This window comes from Paenibacillus sp. FSL W7-1279 (assembly GCF_037969845.1).
In the GTDB taxonomy this organism is placed as follows: domain Bacteria; phylum Bacillota; class Bacilli; order Paenibacillales; family Paenibacillaceae; genus Paenibacillus_AQ.
The window spans coordinates 5,076,915-5,103,241 of record NZ_CP150215.1 but is presented as its reverse complement, the minus strand read 5'-3'; the positions used below and the strand labels follow the sequence as shown (position 1 = coordinate 5,103,241).

Below are 26,327 nucleotides of genomic sequence, written 5' to 3'. Positions count from 1 at the left end.
ATGGATTTAGATGAAATTCAACCGGAAGAGGTGAAGTACGTTGCAATGGATGTATAAATTCGATTTTGGCACGGGAACGCCGGGCCAAGAACATATCAAAATAAACGCTGAAACCTTATATAATCCTGACATTGGCTACGGATTCCTTTCCTTATCCAACGTCTCTGCCTTGAAGCGGGCGGGGGAAGAGGCATTAACGGGAGATTTTATCATACCGCTGAATGCTGCGTTTCAAGTCGATGTGATCGATGGTCTGTACACCCTGCATCTGCTGATCGGTGATGCCTGGTTTGATACCGAAACCTCGATTCATGGAACGGAAGGTCAGAGGCTGCTGGACGGGAAACGTATACCGGCAGGCCACTTTGAACGATTTAGCATCACGGTGCCGGCCGTCCAAGGTAAAATCGTACTGACCTTCTCGGGCCGGGCTCCCCGGATTAATGCAATGGAAGTGGCACCTGCGCCACATGCTTGCAACTTGTTTTTGGCAGGGGATTCAACCGTAACGAACCAGCCTGCGGACGGTTATCCCTATGCTGGGTGGGGGCAAATGCTGCCCGCTTATATTAAAGCGGATGCGGTTGTGAGCAATTATGCTCGTTCCGGCCGAAGCTCCAAGAGCTTTATTACGGAGGGATTATTGGAGCAAATACGTGAGAAGATGAAGCCTCATGATTATATGCTGATTCAGTTTGGCCATAACGACCAAAAGCGGGATGAGGAGAGGCATACGGAGCCTTTTTCGACATACAAGGAATTTTTAAAGAAATACGTGGATGTTTGCCGGGAGAAACTGGCGACGCCGATCCTGGTAACGCCCGTTCATCGTCGCTATTTTGATAGTAAGGGGCTATTGGAGGACACGCATGGCGATTATATCACGGCGGTGCGCGAACTGGCGCAGGAGGAGCATATTCCCTTGGTCGATTTGGCGGCGCTGAGTTTGGAGTATTTTAACCAGCTGGGTCCCGAAGGGACCAAATCCGTGTTTATGTGGGGGAGGCCAGGGGAATTTCTTCTGTTTCCACAGGGCGTTAAGGACAACACTCATTTTCAAGAGCGCGGTGCGGCCCGATTGGCCGGTATGGTGGTTGACGGCTTGAAGGCACTTGGACTCCAGCCGTTGTCACTGTTTCTACGCTAGCATGATGAGTCGGAACGTGGATTAAAGGAACTTTCTGCGTTGATCGCGAATCTAGTATCTATTCAAATTTCTTAAATTATGAGTTGTGAGGAGTGAAACACATGTCAAAAGGTGAAAAACATTGGATTATTCCGGATGGGTATATCCCTCCTGAAAGCAGCGGAGAACTAACCAGTCATGAATCCGTCTGTGTCTTGAACTTATCCGAGCAGGACGTTGTGGTTACGATTCATGCTTACTTCGAGGATCGTGATCCGTTGCTGGGAATGGAAACCATCGTACCAGCTAGAAGAACCAAACATATACGAACGAGCACGCTTCAAACGGACGGCGGGGAAGGTATTCCTTCAGGTATTCCTTATGCCATGGAAGTTACGAGCAGTGCACCCGTATTTGTTCAATACAGCCGTCTCGATTCGACTCAGCCCGAGAATGCGTTGATGAGTGTCATGGCGTATCCGGTAACCCGATCCTAAGGAAGGTGATTGAATGGTAGGGGATATCATATATACCTCAGAGCCGCCTGAGGATTTTCGTCAACTGGAAGCATTGTATGCTTCGCTTGACTGGAACTCTATTCGTCTATCCGTCACCGAATTGAAAACCATGTGTTTGCAGAGCTGGTATGCCAACTATGCATATGAAGGACAAACACTGGTGGGTATGGGGCGGGTGATTTCCGATGGGGTGATCACCGGCGTTATATGCGGACTAGGCGTACATCCGGATTATCAGTCCAAGGGGATAGGCCGACAGATCCTCCATCGATTGGTTGAACATTGCGAGAAGTCCCGGGTCTTCCCGCAACTGATGTGTGAAGAAGGGCTGGAACCATATTATGAGAAGCTGGGTTTTCAGCGATTTACCATTGGGATGAAGAAGGATATACAGCGAACTCATTCATCGGACGTTCCGTAATCTTTGATCGTTATTTTCACCTCAGACTTAATCGGAACCTCACTAAATATTTGATCCCAATCTTTTTTGGTTGTTTTCCATATACGAGGATATTTAATTCTCAATTGGTTTCCGAAGCCGGCAACGTCCGTTTTGTATTCATGTTGAAGTTTATTGAGTACGTTGTCAACTAAACGCTCCACCTCTTCTTCAATAGCTTTTTCCGTTCTTTTCAAAAATTCAGTTTCAATGGAATTCTCTGAAACCACCCAATGCTCGGCGATTCTTCCTTCAGACTCGATTTTTATATCAAACGAGATGTTATTCCCATTAACATGAGGTTTAATTTTACTTTTCAAGGATAACACTTCGTATATAATTGGCTGCCCCGTCTTCCTATCAACGCTTTTTACCAAACCGCCTTTCCCATTTCCGAATATCCACGTTAAGCCTTCCAAGTCCTTTTCATTCAAAAAGCCGCGCAGTTTTTTAGTTTTCCCTTCAATGACGGCAGCTCCGGCGAATTTTATTTCTCCTTTCGTCGACACGATATTTTGCAAAAGAAAGCTGGCCCCCGCATGCAGCTTCCCCTCTATCTTGGTAATTGTAGTAGGAGGCAGAATTTTGGTTGTTCTTCCGTGACCGTGTGTCATTTCAACGAGTTGAAACGCTGGAATATCCATTGGCTTGTTCGATTCTAGCGTTTGACTCGCACGGTTTTGAGCGATAAGAAGGAGTCCGCTTGGTCTCATCTCCTGTTCCCTAATATAAAAATCCAAAATCTTTTGCATATCCAGGGTACGTGCAAGATCCTCTCCAATGATAATCACTTTTGAATGCTCGGCAAAGGCGCGCTTGTCGATTCTTAATACCATATTACGCAAAGTCGGCAGGATCGCATCTCCTGTTTCAGAAACGTTATTGTAAGCTTTTTGTGGTGATGATCCTGTTTTTGTTCCTTTTCCTGTAGTCTCTGAGGTAACAAATTGATTGGTTATCGTAATTCGATTCCGGTGAGGCTGACCGCCTGGTTGTCCCGCTGACTCTTCCTGAGCACCTTCCTGTTTTTCCAAATCCATTGAAGTGCCTACAATGAGGGCTAAATCTTCAATTTCTTTATTGCTCCAACATCCTGTAAGGGGCAGGAGTATAAAAACCAACAGTGCACTCAAGAGGATCCGTATCGTGATGTGCTTCAAGCTTTTCCACCTCTCAGTCTTGATACTACAAGTAAGATTAATGGCAGTACAGCAAATAATATTAATGCGATATTGCCGATGATATCCCCAAGTTTAAAGAGGTCATTGATATTTTTTGGAATCATCGCAATGATGTAAATAATCGGAATCAAGCCATAAATAAAGGGATGAATCTTCTTTTTGAAGAGCTGCGCCATTCCTAAAGCAGCTGCATAGTAGGTAATGGTGAATGTGGTGAATATTTGCATAATCCATATCACAAGCAGCAAAGATTCAAATCGTTCAAAGATCAATCCGGGGATTTCAAAACTTCGCATAAGCTCAAGGGTAGGCCATGTACTCGTGACCACCCCATCGATCGACAGGGCTCCGATAACCATGACAACGGTGATGACGTAAAAGAGCAGAGGGATGGAAACACCGATTAGAACAACTTTTACGGCTTTGTCCGGCTTTTGCATAAACGCAACAAGAAGCAGCATAACTTCAGAACCTAAAAATGCGAGAACGGTTGTCTTTATTCCTTTTAGCATGGGGCCAATTCCCAATCCTAATACAGGACGGAGATTATCGATCTCAAATATGCCTAAGCTCAAAAAGGCAACCAGTAGAAAAATGACGATCGTAATAGGGAATATGATTTCAAACAGACGGGCGAGCGTATTGATTCCGCCAATGATCAGATAGAGACCTATCCACATGAAAGGCAGAATGATGGCCCAGGTGGGGGTGCCTTCCAGCAAAAAAAGGCCGGTTACTTCTGCCATTGTTCTGACTTCATAGGCAGAAATGGTAAAAAAGTAGCCGATAACAAGTAAACTGAGGAACCCGCCCATCCATTTACCTACAATTTCCTGGTTATATTGATAAAAGGTTTTTCCGGGGAATCGCTGGTTTAATTTCACGATGATCAACGCTACGATCATCGCGATCATCCCGCCCAAAATCACAGTAATCCAAACATCCGGTGTTTTCACTTTCTCCACAGATGTTCGCGGTAGGGTTAGAATCCCGGCAGCAAGAATATAGTTGACGAGGATCACCGCTGCTTGCGAATTCGTAATTTGTTCTTTTGAACTACCTATCATGTTGGGTTATTTCCTTTCTTAGAGAGCTAGCCTTTACGGATGGAGTCTTTCCGGTGTATCGCCTCCCGACGGCGTTTCATCTTCACGAGTGGCATACGAATCATAAAGTCTTTCCAATCACTTACTCGATATGGAACGATAGGGGTGACAAAGGGAACACCAAAACTCTCCAACCTTACTAAATGGCTGCAAAAGAAAAGGAAAAACAGAACGACCCCGTATAATCCAAACACTGCAGCGAAAAACATGGCTATAAAACGAAGCATACGAAACGTAATTCCAGCGCTGTATTGAGGGATGGCAAAGGAAGAAATGGCGGTTAACGCCACCACGATCACCATAATTGGACTCACAATTCCCGCTTGTACGGCTGCTTCTCCTATCACCAGACCACCAACGATCCCCATGGCCGGACCAATGGGTTTAGGTAATCGCAGCCCACCTTCCCGCAAAATTTCGATTGCTACTTCCATGATCAGTGCTTCGATGAGTGCGGGAAACGGTACGCCTTCCCTCGTGCCCATGATCGACAAGGCCAGTTTGGTTGGGATCAATCCTTGGTGAAATGATACAAACGAAATATACAATGAGGGTCCAAATAGCGATATAAAAGCCGCAAAATAACGCAACAGGCGGATGAGAAATGTAGGTAACCAACGATCATAATAATCCTCTGGTGAGTGCAGCATCATACTAAATGAAATTGGAACGATCAAAGCGAAAGGCGTCCCATCTAACAAGATCGCTACTCGTCCTTCCATCAAGGCACTGTAAACGCGGTCGGGACGCTCCGTATTCTGTACTTGGGTAAAAGGACTAAGGTAATTATCCTCGATCAGCTGTTCTACATAGCCTGATTCCGGTACATCATCTATATTTATTTTTTGGATTCTTTTCTGGACCTCTTCCACCAAAGCAGGATCAGCCATATCTGTGATATAAGCGATGACAAGTTCTTTTTTTGAACTTTGCCCTACTTGAAACTTAATGATGGATAAGTTGTTGTTGTCACCATGCTGTCGTAAAAGAGCGGTATTATCACGTAACGATTCTGTGAAACCTACCCGTGGGCCTCTAACCAATGGTTCAGAAGACGGTTCTTCAATACTGCGCGATTTCCCTTTGGTCGTACCAAGAATGAGCACATGCTGCAATCCATCCACTAACAGTGCAGTCGAACCTGTCAATATCTTGGACGTTAAGTCATTAACATGTTGTGTTTCTGTTACTTCACTAATGGTAAGAACTTGATTTTTAATCAACTCTTTAGAGAGGACCCCTTGCACAAGAGATGGATCCTGATTGTTTTTTTCGGAGAAGCTCACCATAAGCGATTTCATAATGTGCTGGTCGATGAGCTCTTTATCCGACAGTCCGTCTACGTAAATGATGGCCGCACCAATGCCTGTGCCTCCAATGTAAAACTCCCTAAATTGCACATCCGAGTTATGGCCGATCTTAGTTCTTACCAGTTCAAGATCCAAGGCGAAGTTCCCCGAAAAACGGTTTGTTGAGGTTTCAGCAGGATCCAATGTTTTGTTGTTGTCATGGTCATGTTGTTTCATGGTTGAACCCCGCCATTTCTTCAGTCTTCCTTTGAGTTATGAACCCATTTAAAAAACCTTGAGATTATATATGGAACCATAAATGCGATAAAACCCTGCATAAAGACCTTCCAATCCGGAAGGTAGGAAAGCACCATTCTCCACATGTTAATCCCCCTGTTATGACAGCATTAGCGCCATTTAAGCGTAAGTCTCTATAATGCCATTATTATCTAAGCAACAACCGTTTAAACTTAATACTCGACGACTACGCAGGAGTCGAACTAAGGATTATTGGAAAGATTGGCTTGACCAAAGACACTGGATACGCGGGAGGGAAATAATGTTAAAATAGCATCAGGCAGGTAGCTCGATGTACGTTGGGAGGTTACCATAAGATGAAGACATTGTCGGTAGGGATCATAGGGACCGGATTTGGCGGTACTGTTCATGCTCCCATTCTTCAACTGCACCCGGGGATGGAGGTGAAATCCATTGCCAGTGTGCATCGACAGCGCACGGAGGACCGCTCGTGGAATGGAATTCCGTATTACAGGAACTGGCGTGACATGCTGGAGAGTGAACCGTTAGATCTGGTATCGATTGTATCGGCGCCCGTCCATCATTATGAAATGACGATGCTCGCCCTCCAGTCCGGCTATCATGTCCTGACGGAGAAGCCTCTGGGCATGAATACGGAGCAAACGTTACAGATGTGGAGAGCGTCAGAACAGGTGGATCGACAAGCTTTCGTTAATTTTCAATGGAGATGGACACCGATTCGGCAACGAATCAAGCACATGCTGCAAGGTAAAGAACTCGGAGACATACAGCATATCAAATATACAGGGAGCTTTTCCGGCCACTCCGTACTGTCTAATTCTTACCGGGGATGGGAAGCGCGCAGCGAGGATGGTGGTGGATTCCTGTTTGCGATCGGTTCGCATATGGTAGATTCCCTCTTGTGGTGGATGGACGAAGAAATTACGGAAGTGTACGGCGACCTGAGAACCCAGGTTCCGGCCTATAACGGAGATGCAGGGCTTGAGCTTAGGGATGCTGAGGATGCCTTTACCTTCACAGGGTGTTTTAAGGGCGGAGCTTCTTTCCTTGCGGATGTATTTTTTCCGGGAATCCGCGGAGCGGGCTGGACGTTAGAGATCTACGGGACGAAGGGGACGCTGGTGATGCGAAATGATCATACCCTCGAATGCAGCTTCGGCGGGGCGTATGAATCTATCCCGATGGATCCGTTTGACCCGCCGGCTAACCTGGAAGCCCCGGCAGTGCTCTATTATAACGGTTTCTATCAGATGATAGACGGCATATATCAGAGCATAACTGCAAACCGATTATTGCTGAATATGCCGAATTTTGAGGATGGCCACAAGGTACAAGCTGTTCTGGATGCGATTCGTCTTTCGTCCGTTACACACAGCCGAGTCAGCGTTGATTATGGATCCATGATTCGAAATGGGTAATAGGAAGGTAAAGCCCTTTACTCCGTATCCGAGACTTCCCGATTCCGCACATCGTTATAGTTACAACCAATTGAGCAAAACAAAATTCCGGGACATTTCCAAGCGGTTATTTGAGTTTCTTTGTGAGCTGCAGCTCCGCTACGGGCAGCGCATTGTACTGGAGCATGATTTTTTTGGTGATTACGAGGATGTGTTTGTAGATAGCTTTCACGATTATCCTGACATCGGGTTTGTGCTGGATACAGCCAGACTTGATATTACCCGCAGGGCCTTTCGCGGGTTTGACCCGTATCATTTTCTGGATCGGATGGCATCCCGGGTATATTTGGTCCATTACAGCAACGTATTTTATGATGAGGACAAGTTCACGCATCACCTGCCTGTCCTGCCGGAGCATGATCATGATGTGAATTACGGAGATGCCCACGCTTATATGCGGTATCTTGCAGATCGCAATTCACAGTTTCATGTAACGTTTGAACATAAAGCCAGTCTCATAACCCGCCAGCAGCTGCACCAGATTTATAGCCGGACGGCTTTGATGCTGGAAGAGCAGGGAGGGCACGTACTAATCCGGTAGTAAATCGGATAGATATAAAGAGTGGGCAGAGAGCTTGCAGACCCATTGCCACAATATTGGGTACGGTGTTTGACCTGAACATCAGGTGGGGAGGAACCCTCTATGCTACAGAGCTTGATCGTTGTGTTTGTGCTGACGATGATTATTCATACGGCCGAAACCTTGTCGTACTCCGCAAGGTATGCCGGAGTGAAGCTAAACAAGATCGCTGTTGCATTATCGTTGACGGGGATTATTGTGCTGGTTTCCCGAACGTCCAACTTAGTTCAAGCTCCGCTGACAGCCAAGTTTGTTGATTATGCCAAGTTGGATCCTTCATTTGATGTGCTCTCTTATTTCAGGGCGATTCTGTTAGCCGCCTCGATCGGAACCATTGTTGCAATCGCATTGTTTCCCACCTTTGTCAATCTGTTCAGCAGAGTCATCAGCAAGCTGGAGGTCGCCGGATCGATTCCGAAGCTGGTATCCAGTGTGACCATTGGACAGCTTAAGAACACAAGGCATTACATAAGAAAACCCAACTTGAAATGGAGTCAGTTTCGTTACTTAGGAGTACCTAAACGGTTTATTATCCTGAATATTGTGGTTACGGCTTTTTACACCGTAGGTGTCCTGTCATCCCTGTATGCAGCTCACCTCATTCCTCAGTACAGCACCACAGCATCTCAGGCATCCGGGTTAATCAACGGAATCGCGACCATTATTTTAACGATATTTATTGATCCCCAGCTTGGTTTGATTACCGATAAGGCGACTCGGAACGAGGAAGCGAGGGATCAGCTTGGCAAAGTATATACGATGCTGATGGTTTCAAGGTTTTTTGGGACCATGCTGGCACAGCTCGTGATCATTCCAGCCGCTTATGTAATCAGCGAGATTGTGAAGTGGATATAAGGACTGTGATTGTTGCATGAACACCAGAAGGAGAGAGGAAGAATCGTTATGACGCGTAAACGTGTAGTGATGGAATCCGTGATGTTTGCTGCAGCGATATATATCGGCTATTTTGTATTTATGGTGCTGCAAGGCATGGTGCTAACACAGAGATATGTGCGGGATCTGGATTTGACCAGGCAATATGAACAATCGGAATCCCTCCAGACTCAGGTAGCTTTTGGAGTAATCGAGCGGACTAGCGAATGGTTTATCATATCCGCAATTGGAGGCTTTATTGGATTAGGTTGCTTATATGGAAGTGTTAGATGGATGTTGGCAAAACGAAGACCGCAATCCTAACGTTGGATTTTCTAGGTGAGCATAAACCCTGTCATGGATTCCTATCCAAGCCAGGGTTATTTGTTTTGAACTATATAGTCGATGTTGGATTATAGACCTTACGCATATCGGAAGTAATCCATAATAAAAGGTGTGGAGAAAGAGAACAAGAAGAAGTTGATTGGGTCACCCAATTATCCGGTGTATCTGTATATTAGATGCTGACAGACCCTTAAAACGGCTATGTAAGCGCTGTTTTTATGCTTGACAGCCTTTTCGGATGCGTTTATGCTAAACATGCGGTTAATTGGGTCACCCAATTATCGTTTGCGCAAGTAGGGATAGAGAGGGTAGTCAAATGACCATTAAGAAGATTAAATATCATCGGGTGTACGAGGATGTCATCGAACAGATCAAGAATTTGATTCTGGAAGGAAATCTGACCCCGGGTGACGTTCTTCCGACAGAGCGGGAGCTGGCCCAATCGTTTGGCATTAGCCGCGGGACGTTGCGGGAAGCTTTCCGCATTCTGGAGCGCGAAGGACTGATAGAAGCCAGACCCGGAGGCGGGCGTTTCCTGAGCAAGGCACTGGATGTTGCCGAGGATCGCAGCCGTATTCTGGATAATATCGAACGCGCAACCATCATTGAGTTGTTAGAGGCGCGCGAATTGTTTGAGACCGGAATTGTGGAGCTGGCGGCAAAGCGCGCAACCGATGAGGATATCGCCGAGATTGAGGCAGCCTTCGCGACTTGGGGGGAGATCGATCAGAACGCGGAGGATCGATCGAAGCCGGATCAAGCATTCCACTTGTCGATTGCGAAAGCCACGCATAACGTTGTCCTCGTCAATATGATTGAATTGCATATGGATTTGCTGCAGCGGACACTGAGCAAAACCGCTCAGATTCCGGGTCGCAAGAGCGAGGTCTACGAAGAACATTTACTTATTTTGCAAGCCATTAAGGAACGTGACCCGGTAAAAGCGAAGCTGGCTTTGCTGAACCATCTCAGAAGGGTTAAAGAAAACATACAGAAAAACTACATTCATGTTTAAGAGGGGAGAAAGGCACCCCTTTTAGCACAAATTGGATAATCCAATTATCCAATGGTCATGGGTGAATATGTTGGTAGAGAGGGACTGCAGATGAATACAGACATTCGAATTCTATCACCCTGCGGCATGCTGGGATATGGATTTCCTGAACAATCCTTTCGGAACGGACTGGAGTTCGAGCTGCACGGCATCGTCGTTGATGCGGGCTCCACGGATGGGGGACCGCACAAGCTGGGCGCCGGCGTATCGATCGTCAGCAAGCGGGCGGTCAAGAAGGATCTGGACATTATGCTCACAAACGGTTTGCCCCGGAAAATTCCGATCATCATCGGCTCGGCCGGGGGCTCGGGGGCACGGACCCATGTGAACTGGACGCTGGATATCATTGATGAGATTTTGGATGAGCGGGGGCTTCAGGCCAAGGTGTCCGTCATATGGGCCGACTTCACCCGGGAGGAAATCCATCAGGCGAAGGAAGAAGGGCGGATTAAGGCACTAAGTCCGAATATTCCGCCGCTCACCAGTGAGTTGATTGACTCCACCAACAGCATCGTTGCCCAGATGGGACACGAGCCTATTGTGGAAGCGCTTCAACAAGGTGTGGACATCATCGTCTGCGGCCGGGCGTATGATCCTTCGCCTTTCGCGGCGATCGGGATCTATCACGGCAAGGACCCGGGGCTGTCCTATCATCTGGGCAAAATATTGGAATGCGGCGCATTGTGCGCGGAACCGGGAACCACCAAAGACAGCATTCTTGGCACGATCAGCGACCATTCGTTTACCGTTCAATCGCTTAACCCGAGCCGGACGTGCAGCCCGACCAGTGTTGCGGCCCATACCTTTTATGAGAAGGAACATCCGTTTATTCTGCACGGCCCCGGCTTTACCCTCGATTTGGAGAACTGCCGCTTCGAGGAAGTGGAGAAAGGCATCGTTCGCGTGACGGGCAGCCGTTTCCTTCCGGCGGAGAAATATTTCATCAAGCTGGAAGGAGCAAGACGCGTAGCGTATCGGACCTTCGTGGTGGCCGGGATCCGGGATCCGCTCTTGATCGGGAAGCTGGAAGAGGTTGAGGAATATGTGCGCAACCAGGCGCGCGAATATTACCGGGAAATTCCGGAATCGGATTATCGGATCCAATTTTACAACTACGGCAAGAATGGTGTTCTCGGAAGCAAGGAGCCTGAGTCTTTTGCCGGACATGAGGTCGGCGTCATGTTCGAAGTGGTGGCCAAGACGCAGGAATTGGCGAACAGCATCTGCGCGACGGTGCGCTCCACCTTCCTGCATTATGGCTATGAAGGCCGGAAATCAACAGCAGGCAATCTGGCATTTCCATTCGCGCCAAGCGATATCGAGTTCGGTCCTGTGTATGAGTTCTCCGTCTATCACCTGATGGAAATGAAAAATAATGCTTTTCGTATAGAGCATCGATAAGGAGGATCAAACCATGACAGAACTCGGCGATTTAGCGAAAGTGCTGCGAAGCAAAAACTCGGGACCCTTCGAAATTACATTAGACGTGTTGTTTGATTCCAAGGAGCAGTATGACAGAGTGAAACAGTCCGGCGTCATTACGAAACGGACGATATGCGAGCTGTATCAGATACGGGAGGAGCAGATTCATCATTTGGTATTTTTCGACCAGGCGCTGGGTTTCAAAATCACGATGTCGCGGGACATATCGTCGGGCAGTGTCGGCGATCGCGACGTGTACGGTGCCCAGCAGCATGCTCCCCTCATGAAACTATCCATTGAACATCTGGAGGAGGGGTAAGCCATGAAGGTATTAAGGCGATTAAGGCAGGATTGGGTACTGTACGCGATGCTGTCGCTGCCTCTGCTCTACTTTTTTATCTTTCACATCATTCCGCTGTACGGCATGAAACTCGCCTTTCAGGATTACCGGATTCTCGGGGATCATGTCTGGGTCGGGTGGAAGCACTTCAAAACGCTGTTCAGCTCGCCCGCCTTCACAAGCGTGCTGCAGAATACCATTATCATCAGCTTGATGAAAATCGTATTCGTGTTCCCGATTCCGATCATGCTGTCGCTTCTGATTAATGAAGTTCGGAGCACGAAATACCGCAAATATGTGCAATCCGTGGTCTATCTGCCACATTTCCTGTCCTGGGTCGTCATTGCCGGAATCTGGATCAGTCTCTTGAACCCTGCCGAAGGCGGAGTCAATCTGATAGCGAATTTCTTTCAACTGCCATCCGTGGATTATATGACCAGCAAGGAGCATATCCGTTGGGTGCTCGTATTCTCCGAAATTTGGAGAAGCGCCGGCTGGGATTCGATCATTTATCTGGCAGCCATCATGAAGATCAGCCCAGGATTGTATGAAGCAGCCAAGATGGACGGGGCGACCCGGCTGCAGCAGATGAGGTTCATTACGCTTCCTCATTTATACAGTACAGTTGTAACCGTCTTCATTCTGAATCTGGGCTTCTTCATGAATGCTGGTTTTGATCAGGTGTTTAACTTTATGAACGATTCCATCATCAGTGTGGTGGATATTCTGGACACATATGTGTACCGAATCGGTATCGGGAACGGACAGTTTGCCTACGCAACTGCAGCGAGTCTGTTCAAGGGCGTGATCGGTATCATCCTCATCCTGGGCACGCATTTCATATCGAAGCGCTTCTCGGGCAAGGGCGTCTGGTAAAGGAGGGATTTAAAGGTGAGACGGCTGGAAATATCCAAAATCGTCATTTATCTCATGTTGTTCGTGTTTACGCTCATGGTATTGGTTCCTCTCCTGAATCTGCTGGCGCTGTCCTTAACCGATCCCGGCAAAGCCCATCTAATGGGTGGACTGGACATCTTTCCGAAGGGATTCTCAACAATCAATTACCAACTGTTAATGTCCAATCCCTTGATTACAGGCAGTATTCTGAATTCCGTATGGATTACCGTAGCAGGCACATTCCTGAATCTGCTGCTAACCTCCATGGCGGCGTACGTGCTGGCCAGAACCGAATTTATCGGTAAAAAGGTCGTGTTGTTTTTTCTGATCGTCATTATGGTGTTTGAGCCGGGCATGATCCCAGAATACCTGCTGGTAAAGGACCTCGGACTGATGAATACGCTAACATCACTGATCCTGTACAAAGCGATCAACGTGTACTATCTCTTTATTCTCATGCGGTTCATCCAGGACATACCGGAGGAGATTCTGGAGGCATCCCGAATCGATGGCGCAGGTCATTTCCGCTTATACAGCCGAATCATACTGCCGCTGTCCAAACCGGGGCTGGCGACCTTGGGCTTGTTTTACGGAGTGTACCATTGGAATGAATATTTCAGAGCGACGCTCTACATTTCGGACCCGACCAAATGGCCGCTGCAGGTCGTGCTTAGACAATTCGTTGTCCGCAAGGACAATACGTCCCTGATCGGCAACCAGAACATGTTCGACAGCTCGATCAACTTTGATTTTGCTTCCCTGCAGGCAGGTACGATCATGATTGCGATTGTGCCGCTGTTATTCCTATATCCGTTCATTTTGAAATATTACGCCAAAGGCGAACTGGAGGGCGGAGTGAAGGATTAAGCGGGAAGGCGAAGTCAGCTTATTTATAAGGCATAAATGTTCAAATTCATAAAAAGGGGAGAAAGATGAACATGAAAAAATTAAGCCTTTTACTCGTCGTTGCCATGCTGGTTATGGTCATGTCGGCATGCACATCGAAATCAAACACGCCGGGAGCGAGCCAAACTGAACCCGGGACTACCCAGCCGGATGGGAGCGGTGATCCCGTTACATTGAAGATCGTGTATAAGGATGAAGGAACGGCGAACCCTGTTTCGGTTAAATTCTTCGAGACCTTGGAGAAATCCCTGGCCGAAGACGAAGGATTGAACGTGAAATTCGAACTTGTTGATCTGGCACAGGGCAGTTATGCCGAGAACCTGAATCTGCTGTTGTTAGGCGGAACCATTCCGGATATCATCTACTTCCAGGGCGGCGACCAGCAAATTGCCGAACAAGGCCTGCTGGAGGATCTGACGCCTTACATTGAAAAATCCACTTACATTAAAGATATCATCGAGCCGCATAACCAAACGCGGATGGCAAGCTATCCGTATCTGCTGTGGATCAAACCGCTCGCCCCGAAGACCCCGGTCATCCGGGCCGACTGGTTTAATGCCATGGATAGCTCCAAGGCCCTGATGGAGAACCCGACCGTCGACAATTATTATGCCTTCTTCAAGGAACTGGTGGAGAAGAAGCCGGGTGAAGGCAAGCCGAGTTATGCGCTGACGGCAGCAGGCGATATTGCTGAGATTAACTTTATTTTCAATACGGCTTTCGGTTTAGATACGACTTGGCTTAAGAAGGAAGACGGAACGTATGAGTACTCCAAGGTTTCCCAGAAGGAGAAAGAAAAGCTGACGTTCTACAACAAGCTCTACAAGGAAGGGCTGCTGGACCCGCAATTCATTACGAAGCAGTGGGATACGAAGGAAGACGCCTTCTATAAAGGTGAGGCTGCCATTATTACGGGCACAGCCGGCAAAATCATCGATTTGTATGACGGAAGAATGCAGGAACTCGGCGGAGATGACGCCAATCTGATCGTGCTCCCGCCTGCTAAAGGCGAGGCTCAAGGCTTCGGGGCCACCGATGTTACGAAGGAATCCAGAGGACTTGCGATCTCCTCGCAATCTCCGCATAAAGACGTAGCGTTCAAGGTATTCGATTACCTTGCAAGTCCGAAGGGGCAAATGCTGGACCGCCTCGGTTTCGAAGAGGAGCATTACAAGGTGGTTGACGGCGAAATCGAGCTGAACGAGAAATACTACAGCGAATGGTATGCGCGTTTCTGGGAACCGACCGAGATCCAATCCGAAACGCCTTTGAAAACGCCGCTATTGGGTGAGCCTGGAACCGAATCGTTGAAAATGGCTGGCGAATTCTACACGGAAGACAATAATTTCATCATCCCTGAGCAATTCATTTCGAACTGGGACGCGATGAACAATCTGTACAAGGAATATTCGACGGATTTTATTACAGGCAAGAAGGACTTGTCCCAATTCGACCAATTCGTTGAAGCCTGGAATGCTGCAGGCGGGGCAGAGATAACGAAATACGCCAACGAAAACATCAAGTAAGGAGCCTATAACTATGACTTCATTTCGTGACCGGGTGAGGGGCGTGGTGATATCCACCGCGCTCGGAGACGCAATGGGAGCTCCAATCGAGAAATTGACGTACGGGGAGATCATGTCCAAGTACGGACGCGTGGAATCCCTCATGACAAGATGGCATAAGATGGATCTGCCCCCCGACGCTCGGCTTGGCCGTGTAAGAGGCGATGGCATTGTCACGGACGATACGCTGATGACCATTGCGCTCATGAACGTGTATCTTACCGAGGGCAGGCATCTGGATGCCTATGATATGGGCAATGAATTCGTGAAGGAGATCGCGTTCCGCAAGACGTTTGTCCCTGAGCTGAATGAGGAAACGTTGATCATTGACCGGTTGTTCTATCCGGAAAAATATATCTTCATGCGCCATGTGCTGGCCAACTGCGATCCGAGAGAAGGCGGCATCGGGAATATGGTGAACTGCGGGGCGGCGATGTACATCGCCCCGATCGGGATCGTCAATGCGGGCAATCCAAAGGCGGCTTATGATGAAGCCATCCTGTTTGCGATGGGTCACCAGAGCAGTTACGGCCTGGAAGCCGCGGGCGTTCTGGCCGCTTGCGTGGCGAAGGCGTTTGAGCCGGGGGTGAGTGTGGACGATATTGTCCGCACTGCCATCAGCCTGGCGAAAGACGGCACGAAAGCCGCCATTGTGGAAATGACGCAAGCTGCCCGCGAAATGCGGCATCAGCGGGATGACATGGACAAAGTGATCGAAGTGTTTCAAGCGATCATGCTTAAATATTCGCCGATGGGCGATGACGTGAGCCGCCACATCGACAAGGTTGGCATCCCGAGCAACCATTATACGCCCAGCCGCCTATGGTCAATTGAAGAGCTGCCGATGGCACTGGCGTTTATCGTTCTCAATGACGGTGATTACTATCGTTCGATTCTGGACGGGGTTAACTCCGGACGTGACACCGACTCGATCGGCGTCATGGCTGGGGTGATCCTGGGCGCCATGTATGGCAGCGAGGTTATCCGCAAGGAAGATATTAAGCAGTTGAATAAGGTGAACCGCTTGGACCTGTGCGCTATCGCCGACCGGTTCAGCGGCATAGCCTTGAAGATCATTGAGGAGGATATTCGCATCAATGAGTCTCGGAAGGCCATAGTGAGTCGTTAGCTTTAACAGCAATAAGAACCACAACGGATAGAGAAAATGCTTAAAATAGGAGGGAGAGCAAATGATACCTAGACATTATGTAGAGACGGTATATGCGGGATTCATCGGTATGAACATTGGCATAAGGCTCGGTGCTCCCATCGAACCGGTGGCTTGGACGTATGAACGCATTCGGGACGTCTACGGCGATATACGGGATTACGTGAAGCCGTATACAACCTTTGCCGCCGACGATGACGCCAACGGTCCGGTTTTCTTTATCCGCGCGCTCTATGACGATGCGACAGATCGTGAGCTTGAGCCGGAGGATGTGGGCAAAGCATGGCTTAATTACGCAAGGGAAGGGATCGGCATGTTCTGGTGGGGCGGTGAGGATATCAGCACCGAGCACCGCGCCTATGTGAATTTGCGCAAAGGCATTCCGGCTCCTCGTTCAGGCTCGATCGAGGTCAACGGCACGGAGATGGCGGAGCAGATCGGCGGCCAGATCTTCATCGATTCCTGGGGCCTGCTTTTCCCGGGTCAGGCGGAGAAAGCAGCGGATTACGCGGAAAAAGCGGCCAGCGTCTCCCACGACGGCAACGGGCTGTATGGTGCCCGCTTCATGGCTGCTTGCATCGCCAAAGCCTTTGATGCTTCGTCCATGGATGAGATTATTGCGGAAGGCCTGCGCATGATTCCGGATGATTCCACCTATGCGCGCGTGGTCCACACCGTCATGGACTTCCACCTGGAGCAGCCCTCGGATTTCCGCGCTTGCCGCCAGTACTTGGAGGACCATTGGGGATACGATAAATATACGGGCGTATGCCATATTATCCCGAATGCGGGTGTGTGCGTGCTTGCCCTTCTGTATGGCGAGGGAGATTATGCGCGCACGGTTGAGATCGCGTCGATGTGCGGCTGGGACACCGATTGCAATGCAGGCAATGTGGGAACGATCCTCGGTGTTTACAGAGGTCTGGCGGGTATTCCCGAACATTACCGCAAGCCGATCAATGACTTCATCGTGGCTTCCAGCGTGTCTGGCTATTTGAATTTGGTGGATTTTCCGACATTCGCCAAAGAGCTTGCACTGCTTGGCTATCGCCTCAACGGAGAGAAAGCACCTGAAGAGCTGGCACGTCGGGTGAGGCAGGGCGAGGTGTATTTCGATTTCGACCTGCCGGGGTCTACGCATGGATTCCGGACGAGCCATGCCTTCAAAACGCCGGTCGTTCGCCATTCGACGAAACATGTTTATGATAGCAGAGGATCGCTGGAAGTGGTTTTTGACAGACTGGTGGAAGGGGACAGCAGCAAGATCTACTATAAACCGTTCTATCGCCGGGCGGAGTTTAACGATGAGAAATATAAGCCGACCTTTGCCCCTCTGGCCTACAGCGGGCAGACCGTATCCGCCCACATTTATGTGGATCAGTGGGAAGGCGAACCAATTACCTTGACTCCGTATGTACGCAATACCTATACGCAGGAGGACGTGCGTATGGCTGCGTTTACTCCCGTGTGCGGAGAGTGGAACGCTGTTCAATTCGTCATTCCGGATACGGAAGGTGCCATGATTGATGAGATCGGCTGGATACTCGAGAGCACGTCGCCGCTATTGAATCGTGCCATCGGAAGTTTGTTCGTCGGGCAATTCCGCATCACGGGAGCTGCGGATTATACGATCGATTTTGCCAAGCAAGCCAAAGAATTCGCTTCGATCACGCCATTCTCGCATCATCGAGGAACATGGGAGCTGCGTGATGGAACGATGCATTGTACATCGCAAGGAGATACCTCGTCCTATTCCGGCAATTACTATGCTGAAGATATGGAGATTGAAGCGACCATCAAACCGATATCCGGCACCAGCCATTGTCTGATTACAAGAGCGCAGGGCGTCATGCGTCATTATCTGGCCGGGTTCGACGGGCCCAATTCCGTATCGTTTATCAAACAGGATTTCGGGATCAAGCGTCTGATTACTGCAAGATACGATTGGGCATTGGGTCAAGAATACCGCCTGAAGCTGGTGTCCGAGAAGGATCGGTTCATCTTGTATATTAATGGAGAGAATGTGCTGGAATGCAAGGAAACCGCTTATGGACATGGCATGTTCGGCTTTGGCTGCTTGGATGACGGCGAGAATGAGATCAAGGATGTTCGTGTTCGTACATCAGAGCCGAAGTCGGTATAAGAGAGAAGGGAGCGGATTATCTTTGCGCAAGCTGGTTGTCATTGGCAGCATTAATATGGATGTTGTGAGTACTGTAGGGCAGTTCCCCCGGCCCGGGGAAACGATTCATAGCAGAGGCACCTCTTTTTTTCCTGGGGGGAAAGGGGCGAATCAGGCGGTGGCGGCAGCCTCGGCAGGTGCGGATTGTGCCATGGTCGGCGCGGTTGGTCTTGATCCATTTGGGAAGACCCTGGTTGCTTCTTTGGAGGAACGAGGCGTTGGCGTTACTTCCGTCCTCTCCAAGACAGGCACCTCGGGGATGGCGATCATCACGGTCAACGAGGAAGGCGAGAATTATATTGTGCTGTCGGAAGGAGCAAATGGGCAGTTGACTGAAGAAGACGTAGCGGCAGTGGTGAAATGGGATGGAGTATATGCCGTGCTGCTGCAGAATGAAATTCCGTGGCAGACGACGCAGTACGTTATCCAATCGGCCAACAAGGCAGGCGTTCGCGTCTGGCTGAATCCGGCGCCTGCGCGAGAGGTCCCTCATGACGTGCTGCCGCTGATCGATACATTAATTGTGAACGAGAACGAAGCGGAAGTGGTGAGCGGCCTGAAGGTGGAGGACGCTGCTACAGCGGATGCAGCGGCAGCGTCGATCATCGGCAGAGGCACCTCCAACGTGATTATCACCCTTGGTGAGCAGGGCTGCTTCTATGGGAATGCCAAAGGTGAGCGTTTCACCGTTCCGGCTTTCCGTGTCACACCCGTGGATACCACGGCGGCAGGAGATACCTTCATCGGTGCTTATGCGGCGGCTTGCACGGAGGGACAGGAGACGGAAGAGGCCCTTCAGTTTGCAACTGCAGCGGCTGCACTGACGGTAACCCGGCCAGGCGCACAAGCCTCTATACCGTCCAAGGAAGAGATTATGGCTTTTATAAATAAATAATTCGTTGCAAAAAGCGAGAGGGCGTCTTGGTTGCCTTCTCGCTTTTGTTATATTCCCCCTCGCATTTCAAATATGCGCGATAGGCGTACGATGACGACGATCCGCCATTCATTCCGGACCTGATGAGGCTGCGGTGATTGTGAACCATGTCATGTGAGATCTAAATGGAGCTGCCCGACATGTTCTGCCGAACCCTTTCATATATGTAAGAGTGATGATAATGAATCTATGAAATGGGGTATCTTCATGGCAAAACAAAAAAGAGGCAAATCCTTGTGGAACCTACCAACTCGCGCCCGCGGTACATGCCCGGTGTGCAAGAGTACCCGGACTAAACTGTTGTATCCCCGGACCAAATCGGACGGGACTGCCCTGAAAGTGTGCAAGCGCTGTGACGGCGCTTCGCAGGAGCGGGTTGACGCGGCTGTGTAGTTGTCACAACAGCGGCCTTGATTGCACGAACGATGGGATAATCTTGTAAATCTCGCGCATAACTCGAAATACGGTTTCTTAAGCTCCCTTACAGGAACATACCGCAATCAAACCGGCTCAAGTGGCAGCTGTTAGTGTGCATGCTCAGGTTTCTGCCCGGCATGCAGCTCGGGTGGCACCCGCTGCGGCTATAATCCCTGCCTGTCTTGCCGTTCAGGGATTATGTGGAATATAATAGTTTTACCAAAGAGCGTGCATAGACCGTATTCCTCGTGAAGCGGTCTATGCTTTTTTTCACGGATACAGGATTATAGGGTTACGCTCATATTCAAGTTGCGGCTAGCCAATGTAACAACCTATGGAAAATGAATGACAAGTGGGCGGCGAATAACATCAGGTTACTGGAGGTGGATGGATGTTAGAGGAGCGGTTAAAGGAATACATAAGCCGGCATAAGCAATTGATGACGGATTTGGGCAGCGTTCGCGACTTAGGACTGCCGCAATGCTATATTGCAGCGGGCTACATTCGAAATTATGTGTGGGACCTGCTTCATGGGTTAGAAGGGACGGATCGACATACGGATATTGATGTGGTGTATTTCGATCCGGAAGATGTGTCTGAAGCGCGGGATATTCGATTGGAAGAGCTTCTTAGAACAACAACGGCGAACCCGAAATGGTCAGTCAAGAATCAAGCCAGAATGCATGTGAAGAATGGAGATGAGCCTTATAACTCGACCCATGCAGCGTTAACCTATTGGCCGGAGACGGCGACCGCGGTCGGAGCAAGGTTGAACATCGAAGGAGCGCTTGAGCTCTGCTGTCCTTACGGATTGGAGGATTTATTTGCGCTTCGGGTTCGCAGAAGTCCTAACTTTCATAAGCGGAGCTATTATTTGGATCGGGTGGCGAAGAAGCAATGGAAGGATCAGTGGCCGCAGCTAACGATAAGCGATGATTAGATAAGGATACCCTATATCCTAGCAGGAGCTGCGGTGAGCAAGGAAATCGGCTGTCCGTGTTGAAATTATAGGTAGGCCTTATAACGGCCGGAACAAGGGGCTATCGAATGGACATATTCAACCGCGCACGTCAAAAGGAAATATTGTATCACGAGACTCTGTACGAAGAAACCGTATTGTTTCAGCCTGGGAGCTGGTTAGCCAAGCCCGTGCAGACGGTCCTGGATCATCTGGAATTATTGTCGTTTCATGAGACGCGGGTATTGGATCTGGCCTGTGGCGTCGGGCGTAACAGTATCCCGGTTGCGCAGCGGATCCAAGCGGCGAACGGGCAGGTCGTCTGCGTAGATCTGCTGCCATCGGCAGTCGAGAAGCTGCGGCAGTATGCGGTACTACATGGCGTAAGCTCAAACCTTGAGGCCATTGTGGCAGACGTAGAGCACTATGACATTGCCATGGATATTTATCATTACGTCATTGCATGCTCATGCCTGGAGCATATGAGCTCCGAGGATGCCTTCGTGTCCAAGATCGAACAGATGCAGGCAGGAACCGTGCACCAGGGCATACACTGCATCATGATGAGCACAGAGGTGAAGGAAATCGATCAGGAAACGGGCCTGGAGGAGGAAGGTTTAATCGAGCTGAATCTGTCCGCGGACAGAGCCTTTTCCATCCTCGATGAGCTGTATTCGGATTGGGAGATCTTAACGAGGCGTCAGGTGCAGCAGGATATTCAAGAAGTGAAGGGTGGGAGAGACGTACTTTTTCGAAGTCAATGGATCACCTTCACTGCAAGAAAAGGAGTGTGTTAACTGTGGTGAAACATACGCATCTCGGCGTTTATGGAGTATTAATTCAGCATGATCATATCCTGTTGATCCAGAAAGCGAGAGGGCCGCACAAGGGGAAGTGGGATTTACCGGGCGGCTCCATTGAGTTCGGAGAAGAGCCGGAGCATACGCTGCAGCGCGAATTTATAGAGGAAACCGGGCTTTCTCCAATAAAGGGCAGTATACGGACGGCTATCTCCTATACGATCGTATACCAGTATGAAGCGAATCAGATAGAAGAGCTGCATCACATCGGTATCATGTATGATGTCGAGCTGCTGAATGATAAAGCCGTAATCAAAACGGACGGAGACGGTCAAGACTCATTAGGAGCAAAATGGATTCCCCTGGAGTCATTGGGCTTGTTACCGTTAACACCGTTTGTAGAGATGATGATGGAGCCTGTATTAAAGGGTGAGACTTCGAAAGAAGCAGAGGTTGAAGGATGACGACATTCTATTTTGTGCGGCATGCGGACTCTCCATTTCTCGAGGGGAAGGAAAGGTCGCGGGGATTATCCACCGAGGGCTCCCTCGCTGCGGTTCGAGTCAAGGATGTGCTCCTGGGAGAAGGGATTGACGCTATCATATCAAGCCCTTACAAGCGAGCCAAGGATACGGTTCAACCATTGGCGGACGCTTTGGGATTGCCGATTACGGAGCAAGAGGACTTAAGGGAACGGAAGGTCGGGGATTTTCAGGGGCATTCCTTCCTCGATGCCAAGAAGATTCTTTTTCAGGATCCAACTATCTCCTTCCCCGGAGGGGAATCCAGCAAAAGCGCGCAAAGCCGAGCAGTCCAGGTGCTAAAGGAAATCCTGAATAAACATATCGGAAAGTCTGTCGTGATTGGCACCCACGGCGACATTATGACACTCATGCTGCAGCATTATGATCAACGATTCGATTATCATTTCTGGCTAGGTACGACGCTGCCGGATATTTACCGAGCCGAGTTTGAGGAAGGGCGGCTCGTGAATATCGGGCGGTTATGGAACGAGCCATAGGGCTGGAGTACGCTGCATGATATAAAAGGGGGCTGCCCCCTACGACGGTTTGCTCACTTGACGGACGGTTCGTCATACTCGAAAATGTGTCCAATGAAGAATGGCTGTGCTCAGGATGTTATCCTAGCACAGCCATTTTTTGCATTTCGGCTCGTTGCCGCTTCGAAAGCGCGTATACATTATGTAGCGTGTACCTTACTTAAAATTTGAAAATGTTGATCGTTTTTTGCAGCCGGAAAACGGCATTATTCATTGCTTCCGCTTCCTCGGCCATCTTCTGGATCGATGAGATGCCTTCATTCATGGATGCCGACACCTGCTCCGTTCCCGCGGCGGATTGCTGCGTGATTGCCGATATATTCTGAATCGCGGAAGAAATGCTCTTCGCACTTTCGAGCATGGATTCGCTCTCCTTGGAGAAAGCGGCGATCTGTTCCGAAATATACTGCACACTGTTTACAATCTCCATGAACACCAGCTCAGCTTCACGGATCATTTCGGTTTGCTGCCTGACGACCTCTTCATTAATTTTAATGTTCTGGGTGGCATGTTTCACGTCCGATTCGATGCTCCGTACGAGATTGAATACTTCCCGTGTTGATGACGTGGATTCTTCGGCCAATTTACGCACCTCTTGGGCGACAACGGCAAAGCCGGCGCCGTGCTCGCCTGCTCTTGCCGCTTCAATGGATGCGTTCAAGGATAACAAGTTGGTCTGATCGGCAAGTTCCGAGATCGTCTCCGTGATCTGGGTAATTCCTCTGGCACTCCGGGCCAGTGCATCAATGGACTCCGCGACTTTGGCCGTTGCGTCAATATTACGCTGCATTCCTGCGGACTGCTTGGCGACGGAGTCCCTTCCTTGCTCTACCAGTCCCAGCGTTTCGATCGAACGGGTATTCATTTCCTGGGTTGAATGCGTATAGTTGCTGACCTTCTCCTCGATCTCGCCAATGGAATGTGTCATTTCGGCTACGTCTTCCGAAATTTCGTTAGCCCCGATGGCCAGCTCATTGGAAGATAAGGAGACTTGATTCATCACTTGAATGAGCTCCTGGTTTTTAATCGAGATATTGGAGCTTGAGGTCATGACCTGACGCGTAATATCCGAGGTTTCCTGCAGTATTTTACGAAGCTTGTCCACCATGCTGTTGAATGTTCTGCTTAGATCGTTCATGCCCCCAACCTCTTCTACCTGGAAGGTGAAGTCGCCTTTAGCGATTTTGGCAGAAACGCTGGAGATTTCCGCAAAGGAGTTAGTAAGCGTTTTCTCAATAAGACGAGAAAGAGGAAAAGTAAGACCTGTTAGTACCACCACGATGACCACGCCAATGATTGCTTTACCCATTAGAATAAACGCAAGCAGCATTGGAACCGCAAACAAAGTGGCAATGAGAAAACAGGCTGCAGTAATTTTTCGTGAAATAGGGAGTCTGTTGAACCATGCCATAAGAATGAGTCCTCCTCAACAACATAGGATATATTTACCATGATTATAGCATCGACGGGCAAAACTAGATAGAACGAATTGACAAAAAGTGTTGGATTAGGTCGAAAGAACTGAAAATGAGGAAAGAGAGGGGATACGTAGCAAATATGCGAATCCCCACTTGATGCATAGATGTGAAAAGGTTCTATTTTACTGCCCGGAATAAGGCGGAAGCGAGATAATCGGTATTATCCAGAATCATGCGATCATGCTTGAACAGCGTTTCCCAGAGCGCAACATCGAACAGGAGTCCTTTATCGCGCTGTTCAAATGTATCCAGATGACGTGTCTGCTCTTCCTTTAACTGCTCATTGAAGTGATTGTACTCCAGAATTTCTTCCTGTTTAAACCCGCAAGCCAAGAGGGATTCCTCCCATTCTTCTCTCATCATCAGATTAGGTATTCCGAAGAATTCGAGCAGTTCCTGAAGCTTTGCTTCCGGCATGGGCTTATCTAGCAGTAATTCTCTGTCCAGCAGGACGCCTCCGCGATCCAGAACGCGGTAATATTGGGGCAGCGACTTCGAAGTATCCGTAAATACGGTAACAGACTCGGCCATGATCAGATCAAATTGATTGTCCTCGAAAGGCAATGCGCATACATCGGCTTGATGGAACTGCACGTCGATTTCCATCGCTTCGGCTCGTGCTCGTGCTTTTTTGATCATATTTTCGTTCAGATCAATAGCTGTCACTTGATACCCCATCTCTGAAAGATGGCATGCGGTTCTGCCAGTTCCGCACCCCACCTCCAGAATGCGGCTGCCCGGTTGAATGGGATAATTCTTCAGCATTCTGAGGGTTGCCTCGAATCCTCCCGGGTGGGCACTGCCCATGCCTAATTTAGAGAGCATATGAATGTAGTTCATCTCATCTATCCCTTCTTCCCTTGTCATCAACATGAGGGTAATCGTTTATTTACCATATGATTCAGGTACGTTTAGGGTTTTAGCTGAATTAGATATTTTGAGCCCTTTTTTCGGGAGGATCAGAGTCATAATGGAGGAAACGTCATGAGGATGGAACCGGTAGAGGCAGCGGAACGCGTCATTCAACACGATTATCCCGACTGTTTGCTTGCCGTGCTTGGCGGCAGCGCGAGCAGAGGCGAATATAATGAACAATCCGATTTGGACATTATGGTCCTTGAACGAGAGGGTCATGATTTCAGCAGGAGGACGATAGAGGCGCATGGATGGATCGCGGAAATCTTTATATTGTCTTTATCCTCCTATCGCGAATATTTTGACGAGGGAGTGATCGCGGCGAATCCGTCATTTCAGCGGATGATCGCAGAAGGGACGGTGCTGCGCCTTATGCCCGAGGGGGAAGAGGTGCGGACGGAAGCCCAAAGCGATTTGGATTACGGACCTCTGCCCTTGACGATAACCGATATTAACGACTACCGTTATGTGCTAACCGAGTACATGCTGGACTTGAAGAGTCCCCGAAGCGATGGTGAAAAATGGTTTACGGTGCACAAAATAGCCGCGATTCTCTGTGATTTTGTACTTAGGGTGAACCGGGAGTGGACGGGTGAAGGGAAAACGCTGTTCCGCCTGTTTAACCGCTTTGACACAATTTTAGGAGAGCGATTGGAAACAGCGCTCGCGGCGATGTATCGCCAAGATGATCCTTCTGTTCTAATGGCATTTACCGAGGAAATGCTCCGTCCGTACGGAGGGAAACTTCTCATCGGTTATGAGGAATAAAATATCGATGCCAATAGATAAAGAGAGGTACATTAGCCGTGACGCTAGCAAGGCGCGGTAAATACTATAATAGTGTGATTACATCACGGCATACTTTAAATCCAGGAGGGGATCTTCATGAGCGGAGTATATGGCGGCGGTGAATATGGCAATTCAGTAGGAATTATTTTGGTTCTCTTTATCCTGCTCGTAATCATCTTGAGTGCTTGGGTTTAAACCGTCAAGATTCTTGGCAGTAGTGACAGAAAAGCCCGGCGCATGCCGGGCTTT

At 49.0% G+C, this 26,327-nt stretch carries 28 protein-coding genes; 23 read left to right on the top strand and 5 right to left on the bottom strand.

Annotated features, from left to right (window positions below; translation table 11 throughout):
• Nucleotides 1-49 precede the first annotated feature (49 nt).
• The 3 genes from MKY82_RS22940 (at nucleotide 50) to MKY82_RS22930 (ending at nucleotide 2,065) form a co-directional block, all read left to right on the top strand.
• On the top strand, nucleotides 50-1,147 hold the full coding sequence (locus tag MKY82_RS22940; protein ID WP_339296704.1) for a rhamnogalacturonan acetylesterase: 1,098 nt from the start codon (nucleotides 50-52) through the stop codon (nucleotides 1,145-1,147).
• A 101-nt stretch (nucleotides 1,148-1,248) separates the two neighbouring features.
• Entirely contained in the window at nucleotides 1,249-1,623 is a 375-nt protein-coding gene (locus MKY82_RS22935) for a sensory rhodopsin transducer (RefSeq protein WP_194543668.1), read from the top strand.
• 13 nt (nucleotides 1,624-1,636) lie between these two features.
• Nucleotides 1,637-2,065, top strand: coding sequence for a GNAT family N-acetyltransferase (locus tag MKY82_RS22930; RefSeq protein WP_339294423.1), 429 nt, complete (start codon nucleotides 1,637-1,639; stop codon nucleotides 2,063-2,065).
• Here MKY82_RS22930 and MKY82_RS22925 read toward each other — a convergent pair.
• Genes MKY82_RS22925 through MKY82_RS22915 form a run of 3 tightly spaced genes read right to left on the bottom strand, consistent with a single transcriptional unit; the run spans nucleotide 2,044 to nucleotide 5,896 of the window.
• On the bottom strand, nucleotides 2,044-3,243 hold the full coding sequence (locus MKY82_RS22925) for a Ger(x)C family spore germination protein (protein ID WP_194543666.1): 1,200 nt from the start codon (nucleotides 3,241-3,243) through the stop codon (nucleotides 2,044-2,046). The two genes, MKY82_RS22930 and MKY82_RS22925, sit on opposite strands and share 22 nt — an antisense overlap.
• Nucleotides 3,240-4,331 carry a spore germination protein gene (locus MKY82_RS22920; RefSeq protein ID WP_339294422.1) on the bottom strand — a complete coding sequence of 364 codons (1,092 nt, stop codon included), beginning with the start codon at nucleotides 4,329-4,331 and terminating at the stop codon, nucleotides 3,240-3,242. The genes MKY82_RS22925 and MKY82_RS22920 overlap by 4 nt, the downstream gene beginning before the upstream one ends.
• A 26-nt stretch (nucleotides 4,332-4,357) precedes the next feature.
• Nucleotides 4,358-5,896, bottom strand: coding sequence for a spore germination protein (locus tag MKY82_RS22915; RefSeq protein WP_339294421.1), 1,539 nt, complete (start codon nucleotides 5,894-5,896; stop codon nucleotides 4,358-4,360).
• A 377-nt stretch (nucleotides 5,897-6,273) separates the two neighbouring features.
• Here MKY82_RS22915 and MKY82_RS22910 point away from each other — a divergent pair, with 377 nt between their 5' ends.
• The 18 genes from MKY82_RS22910 to MKY82_RS22825 all read left to right on the top strand — a co-directional run bounded on the left by MKY82_RS22910 (nucleotide 6,274) and on the right by MKY82_RS22825 (nucleotide 22,857).
• Complete coding sequence (locus MKY82_RS22910) at nucleotides 6,274-7,356, top strand: Gfo/Idh/MocA family oxidoreductase (protein WP_339294420.1); 1,083 nt, start codon at nucleotides 6,274-6,276, stop codon at nucleotides 7,354-7,356.
• Nucleotides 7,349-7,936 carry a hypothetical protein gene (locus MKY82_RS22905; RefSeq protein ID WP_339294419.1) on the top strand — a complete coding sequence of 196 codons (588 nt, stop codon included), beginning with the start codon at nucleotides 7,349-7,351 and terminating at the stop codon, nucleotides 7,934-7,936. The genes MKY82_RS22910 and MKY82_RS22905 overlap by 8 nt, the downstream gene beginning before the upstream one ends.
• Before the next feature lie 102 nt (nucleotides 7,937-8,038).
• The gene (locus tag MKY82_RS22900) at nucleotides 8,039-8,830 is read left to right on the top strand and encodes a lipid II flippase Amj family protein (protein ID WP_071219965.1); all 792 of its coding nucleotides are present in this window, start codon (nucleotides 8,039-8,041) and stop codon (nucleotides 8,828-8,830) included.
• Nucleotides 8,831-8,878: 48 nt separating this feature from the next.
• Complete coding sequence (locus tag MKY82_RS22895) at nucleotides 8,879-9,172, top strand: hypothetical protein (protein ID WP_339218477.1); 294 nt, start codon at nucleotides 8,879-8,881, stop codon at nucleotides 9,170-9,172.
• A 337-nt stretch (nucleotides 9,173-9,509) separates the two neighbouring features.
• Complete coding sequence (locus MKY82_RS22890; RefSeq protein ID WP_113057336.1) at nucleotides 9,510-10,208, top strand: FadR/GntR family transcriptional regulator; 699 nt, start codon at nucleotides 9,510-9,512, stop codon at nucleotides 10,206-10,208.
• A 90-nt stretch (nucleotides 10,209-10,298) separates the two neighbouring features.
• A complete protein-coding gene (locus MKY82_RS22885) occupies nucleotides 10,299-11,648 on the top strand; it encodes an acyclic terpene utilization AtuA family protein (protein ID WP_339218475.1) in 1,350 nt (449 codons plus the stop codon).
• A gap of 13 nt (nucleotides 11,649-11,661) precedes the next feature.
• Complete coding sequence (locus MKY82_RS22880) at nucleotides 11,662-11,988, top strand: DUF4387 domain-containing protein (RefSeq protein ID WP_194543659.1); 327 nt, start codon at nucleotides 11,662-11,664, stop codon at nucleotides 11,986-11,988.
• Between the two features lie 3 nt (nucleotides 11,989-11,991).
• The gene (locus MKY82_RS22875; protein ID WP_071219970.1) at nucleotides 11,992-12,885 is read left to right on the top strand and encodes an ABC transporter permease subunit; all 894 of its coding nucleotides are present in this window, start codon (nucleotides 11,992-11,994) and stop codon (nucleotides 12,883-12,885) included.
• A 15-nt stretch (nucleotides 12,886-12,900) separates the two neighbouring features.
• Nucleotides 12,901-13,773 carry a carbohydrate ABC transporter permease gene (locus MKY82_RS22870; protein ID WP_339218472.1) on the top strand — a complete coding sequence of 291 codons (873 nt, stop codon included), beginning with the start codon at nucleotides 12,901-12,903 and terminating at the stop codon, nucleotides 13,771-13,773.
• 71 nt (nucleotides 13,774-13,844) lie between these two features.
• Nucleotides 13,845-15,338 (top strand): extracellular solute-binding protein, encoded by a 1,494-nt coding sequence (locus MKY82_RS22865; protein WP_339218470.1) that lies wholly within the window; start codon nucleotides 13,845-13,847, stop codon nucleotides 15,336-15,338.
• 13 nt (nucleotides 15,339-15,351) lie between these two features.
• The gene (locus MKY82_RS22860) at nucleotides 15,352-16,506 is read left to right on the top strand and encodes an ADP-ribosylglycohydrolase family protein (protein WP_339294418.1); all 1,155 of its coding nucleotides are present in this window, start codon (nucleotides 15,352-15,354) and stop codon (nucleotides 16,504-16,506) included.
• A gap of 61 nt (nucleotides 16,507-16,567) precedes the next feature.
• Nucleotides 16,568-18,688, top strand: coding sequence for an ADP-ribosylglycohydrolase family protein (locus MKY82_RS22855; protein WP_339294417.1), 2,121 nt, complete (start codon nucleotides 16,568-16,570; stop codon nucleotides 18,686-18,688).
• 22 nt (nucleotides 18,689-18,710) lie between these two features.
• The gene (rbsK, locus tag MKY82_RS22850; RefSeq protein ID WP_339294416.1) at nucleotides 18,711-19,622 is read left to right on the top strand and encodes a ribokinase; all 912 of its coding nucleotides are present in this window, start codon (nucleotides 18,711-18,713) and stop codon (nucleotides 19,620-19,622) included.
• A 246-nt stretch (nucleotides 19,623-19,868) separates the two neighbouring features.
• Nucleotides 19,869-20,054 (top strand): hypothetical protein, encoded by a 186-nt coding sequence (locus tag MKY82_RS22845; protein WP_074961828.1) that lies wholly within the window; start codon nucleotides 19,869-19,871, stop codon nucleotides 20,052-20,054.
• A 415-nt stretch (nucleotides 20,055-20,469) separates the two neighbouring features.
• A complete protein-coding gene (locus MKY82_RS22840; protein WP_194543654.1) occupies nucleotides 20,470-21,018 on the top strand; it encodes a nucleotidyltransferase family protein in 549 nt (182 codons plus the stop codon).
• A gap of 107 nt (nucleotides 21,019-21,125) precedes the next feature.
• The gene (locus MKY82_RS22835) at nucleotides 21,126-21,833 is read left to right on the top strand and encodes a methyltransferase domain-containing protein (RefSeq protein WP_339294415.1); all 708 of its coding nucleotides are present in this window, start codon (nucleotides 21,126-21,128) and stop codon (nucleotides 21,831-21,833) included.
• A 2-nt stretch (nucleotides 21,834-21,835) separates the two neighbouring features.
• The gene (locus MKY82_RS22830) at nucleotides 21,836-22,300 is read left to right on the top strand and encodes an NUDIX domain-containing protein (protein ID WP_339294414.1); all 465 of its coding nucleotides are present in this window, start codon (nucleotides 21,836-21,838) and stop codon (nucleotides 22,298-22,300) included.
• Entirely contained in the window at nucleotides 22,297-22,857 is a 561-nt protein-coding gene (locus MKY82_RS22825) for a histidine phosphatase family protein (protein ID WP_339294413.1), read from the top strand. The genes MKY82_RS22830 and MKY82_RS22825 overlap by 4 nt, the downstream gene beginning before the upstream one ends.
• A 199-nt stretch (nucleotides 22,858-23,056) precedes the next feature.
• On the opposite strand, the gene MKY82_RS22820 is transcribed toward MKY82_RS22825, so the two are convergent.
• Complete coding sequence (locus MKY82_RS22820; RefSeq protein ID WP_339218455.1) at nucleotides 23,057-24,307, bottom strand: methyl-accepting chemotaxis protein; 1,251 nt, start codon at nucleotides 24,305-24,307, stop codon at nucleotides 23,057-23,059.
• A gap of 184 nt (nucleotides 24,308-24,491) precedes the next feature.
• Nucleotides 24,492-25,214 (bottom strand): class I SAM-dependent methyltransferase, encoded by a 723-nt coding sequence (locus tag MKY82_RS22815; protein WP_339294412.1) that lies wholly within the window; start codon nucleotides 25,212-25,214, stop codon nucleotides 24,492-24,494.
• Nucleotides 25,215-25,358: 144 nt separating this feature from the next.
• Between MKY82_RS22815 and MKY82_RS22810 the strand changes: the two genes are divergently transcribed.
• Both MKY82_RS22810 and MKY82_RS22805 read left to right on the top strand, forming a co-directional pair.
• The gene (locus MKY82_RS22810; RefSeq protein WP_194543648.1) at nucleotides 25,359-26,057 is read left to right on the top strand and encodes a nucleotidyltransferase domain-containing protein; all 699 of its coding nucleotides are present in this window, start codon (nucleotides 25,359-25,361) and stop codon (nucleotides 26,055-26,057) included.
• Nucleotides 26,058-26,174: 117 nt separating this feature from the next.
• The gene (locus MKY82_RS22805; RefSeq protein WP_194543647.1) at nucleotides 26,175-26,273 is read left to right on the top strand and encodes a YjcZ family sporulation protein; all 99 of its coding nucleotides are present in this window, start codon (nucleotides 26,175-26,177) and stop codon (nucleotides 26,271-26,273) included.
• Nucleotides 26,274-26,327 lie beyond the last annotated feature (54 nt).

Bases quoted from the DNA above. Each gene is read 5' to 3' on its own strand.
- MKY82_RS22855 (WP_339294417.1), top strand. From the start codon at position 16,568: ATGATACCTAGACATTATGTAGAGACGGTATATGCGGGATTCATCGGT.
- MKY82_RS22835 (WP_339294415.1), top strand. From the start codon at position 21,126: ATGGACATATTCAACCGCGCACGTCAAAAGGAAATATTGTATCACGAG.
- MKY82_RS22900 (WP_071219965.1), top strand. From the start codon at position 8,039: ATGCTACAGAGCTTGATCGTTGTGTTTGTGCTGACGATGATTATTCAT.
- MKY82_RS22910 (WP_339294420.1), top strand. From the start codon at position 6,274: ATGAAGACATTGTCGGTAGGGATCATAGGGACCGGATTTGGCGGTACT.
- MKY82_RS22825 (WP_339294413.1), top strand. From the start codon at position 22,297: ATGACGACATTCTATTTTGTGCGGCATGCGGACTCTCCATTTCTCGAG.
- MKY82_RS22820 (WP_339218455.1), bottom strand. From the start codon at position 24,307: ATGGCATGGTTCAACAGACTCCCTATTTCACGAAAAATTACTGCAGCC.
- MKY82_RS22920 (WP_339294422.1), bottom strand. From the start codon at position 4,331: ATGATAGGTAGTTCAAAAGAACAAATTACGAATTCGCAAGCAGCGGTG.
- MKY82_RS22885 (WP_339218475.1), top strand. From the start codon at position 10,299: ATGAATACAGACATTCGAATTCTATCACCCTGCGGCATGCTGGGATAT.
- MKY82_RS22805 (WP_194543647.1), top strand. From the start codon at position 26,175: ATGAGCGGAGTATATGGCGGCGGTGAATATGGCAATTCAGTAGGAATT.
- MKY82_RS22845 (WP_074961828.1), top strand. From the start codon at position 19,869: ATGGCAAAACAAAAAAGAGGCAAATCCTTGTGGAACCTACCAACTCGC.
- MKY82_RS22915 (WP_339294421.1), bottom strand. From the start codon at position 5,896: ATGAAACAACATGACCATGACAACAACAAAACATTGGATCCTGCTGAA.
- MKY82_RS22880 (WP_194543659.1), top strand. From the start codon at position 11,662: ATGACAGAACTCGGCGATTTAGCGAAAGTGCTGCGAAGCAAAAACTCG.
- MKY82_RS22935 (WP_194543668.1), top strand. From the start codon at position 1,249: ATGTCAAAAGGTGAAAAACATTGGATTATTCCGGATGGGTATATCCCT.
- MKY82_RS22905 (WP_339294419.1), top strand. From the start codon at position 7,349: ATGGGTAATAGGAAGGTAAAGCCCTTTACTCCGTATCCGAGACTTCCC.
- MKY82_RS22930 (WP_339294423.1), top strand. From the start codon at position 1,637: ATGGTAGGGGATATCATATATACCTCAGAGCCGCCTGAGGATTTTCGT.
- MKY82_RS22890 (WP_113057336.1), top strand. From the start codon at position 9,510: ATGACCATTAAGAAGATTAAATATCATCGGGTGTACGAGGATGTCATC.
- MKY82_RS22840 (WP_194543654.1), top strand. From the start codon at position 20,470: ATGTTAGAGGAGCGGTTAAAGGAATACATAAGCCGGCATAAGCAATTG.
- MKY82_RS22860 (WP_339294418.1), top strand. From the start codon at position 15,352: ATGACTTCATTTCGTGACCGGGTGAGGGGCGTGGTGATATCCACCGCG.
- MKY82_RS22895 (WP_339218477.1), top strand. From the start codon at position 8,879: ATGACGCGTAAACGTGTAGTGATGGAATCCGTGATGTTTGCTGCAGCG.
- MKY82_RS22815 (WP_339294412.1), bottom strand. From the start codon at position 25,214: ATGAACTACATTCATATGCTCTCTAAATTAGGCATGGGCAGTGCCCAC.
- MKY82_RS22810 (WP_194543648.1), top strand. From the start codon at position 25,359: ATGAGGATGGAACCGGTAGAGGCAGCGGAACGCGTCATTCAACACGAT.
- MKY82_RS22940 (WP_339296704.1), top strand. From the start codon at position 50: ATGTATAAATTCGATTTTGGCACGGGAACGCCGGGCCAAGAACATATC.
- MKY82_RS22875 (WP_071219970.1), top strand. From the start codon at position 11,992: ATGAAGGTATTAAGGCGATTAAGGCAGGATTGGGTACTGTACGCGATG.
- MKY82_RS22865 (WP_339218470.1), top strand. From the start codon at position 13,845: ATGAAAAAATTAAGCCTTTTACTCGTCGTTGCCATGCTGGTTATGGTC.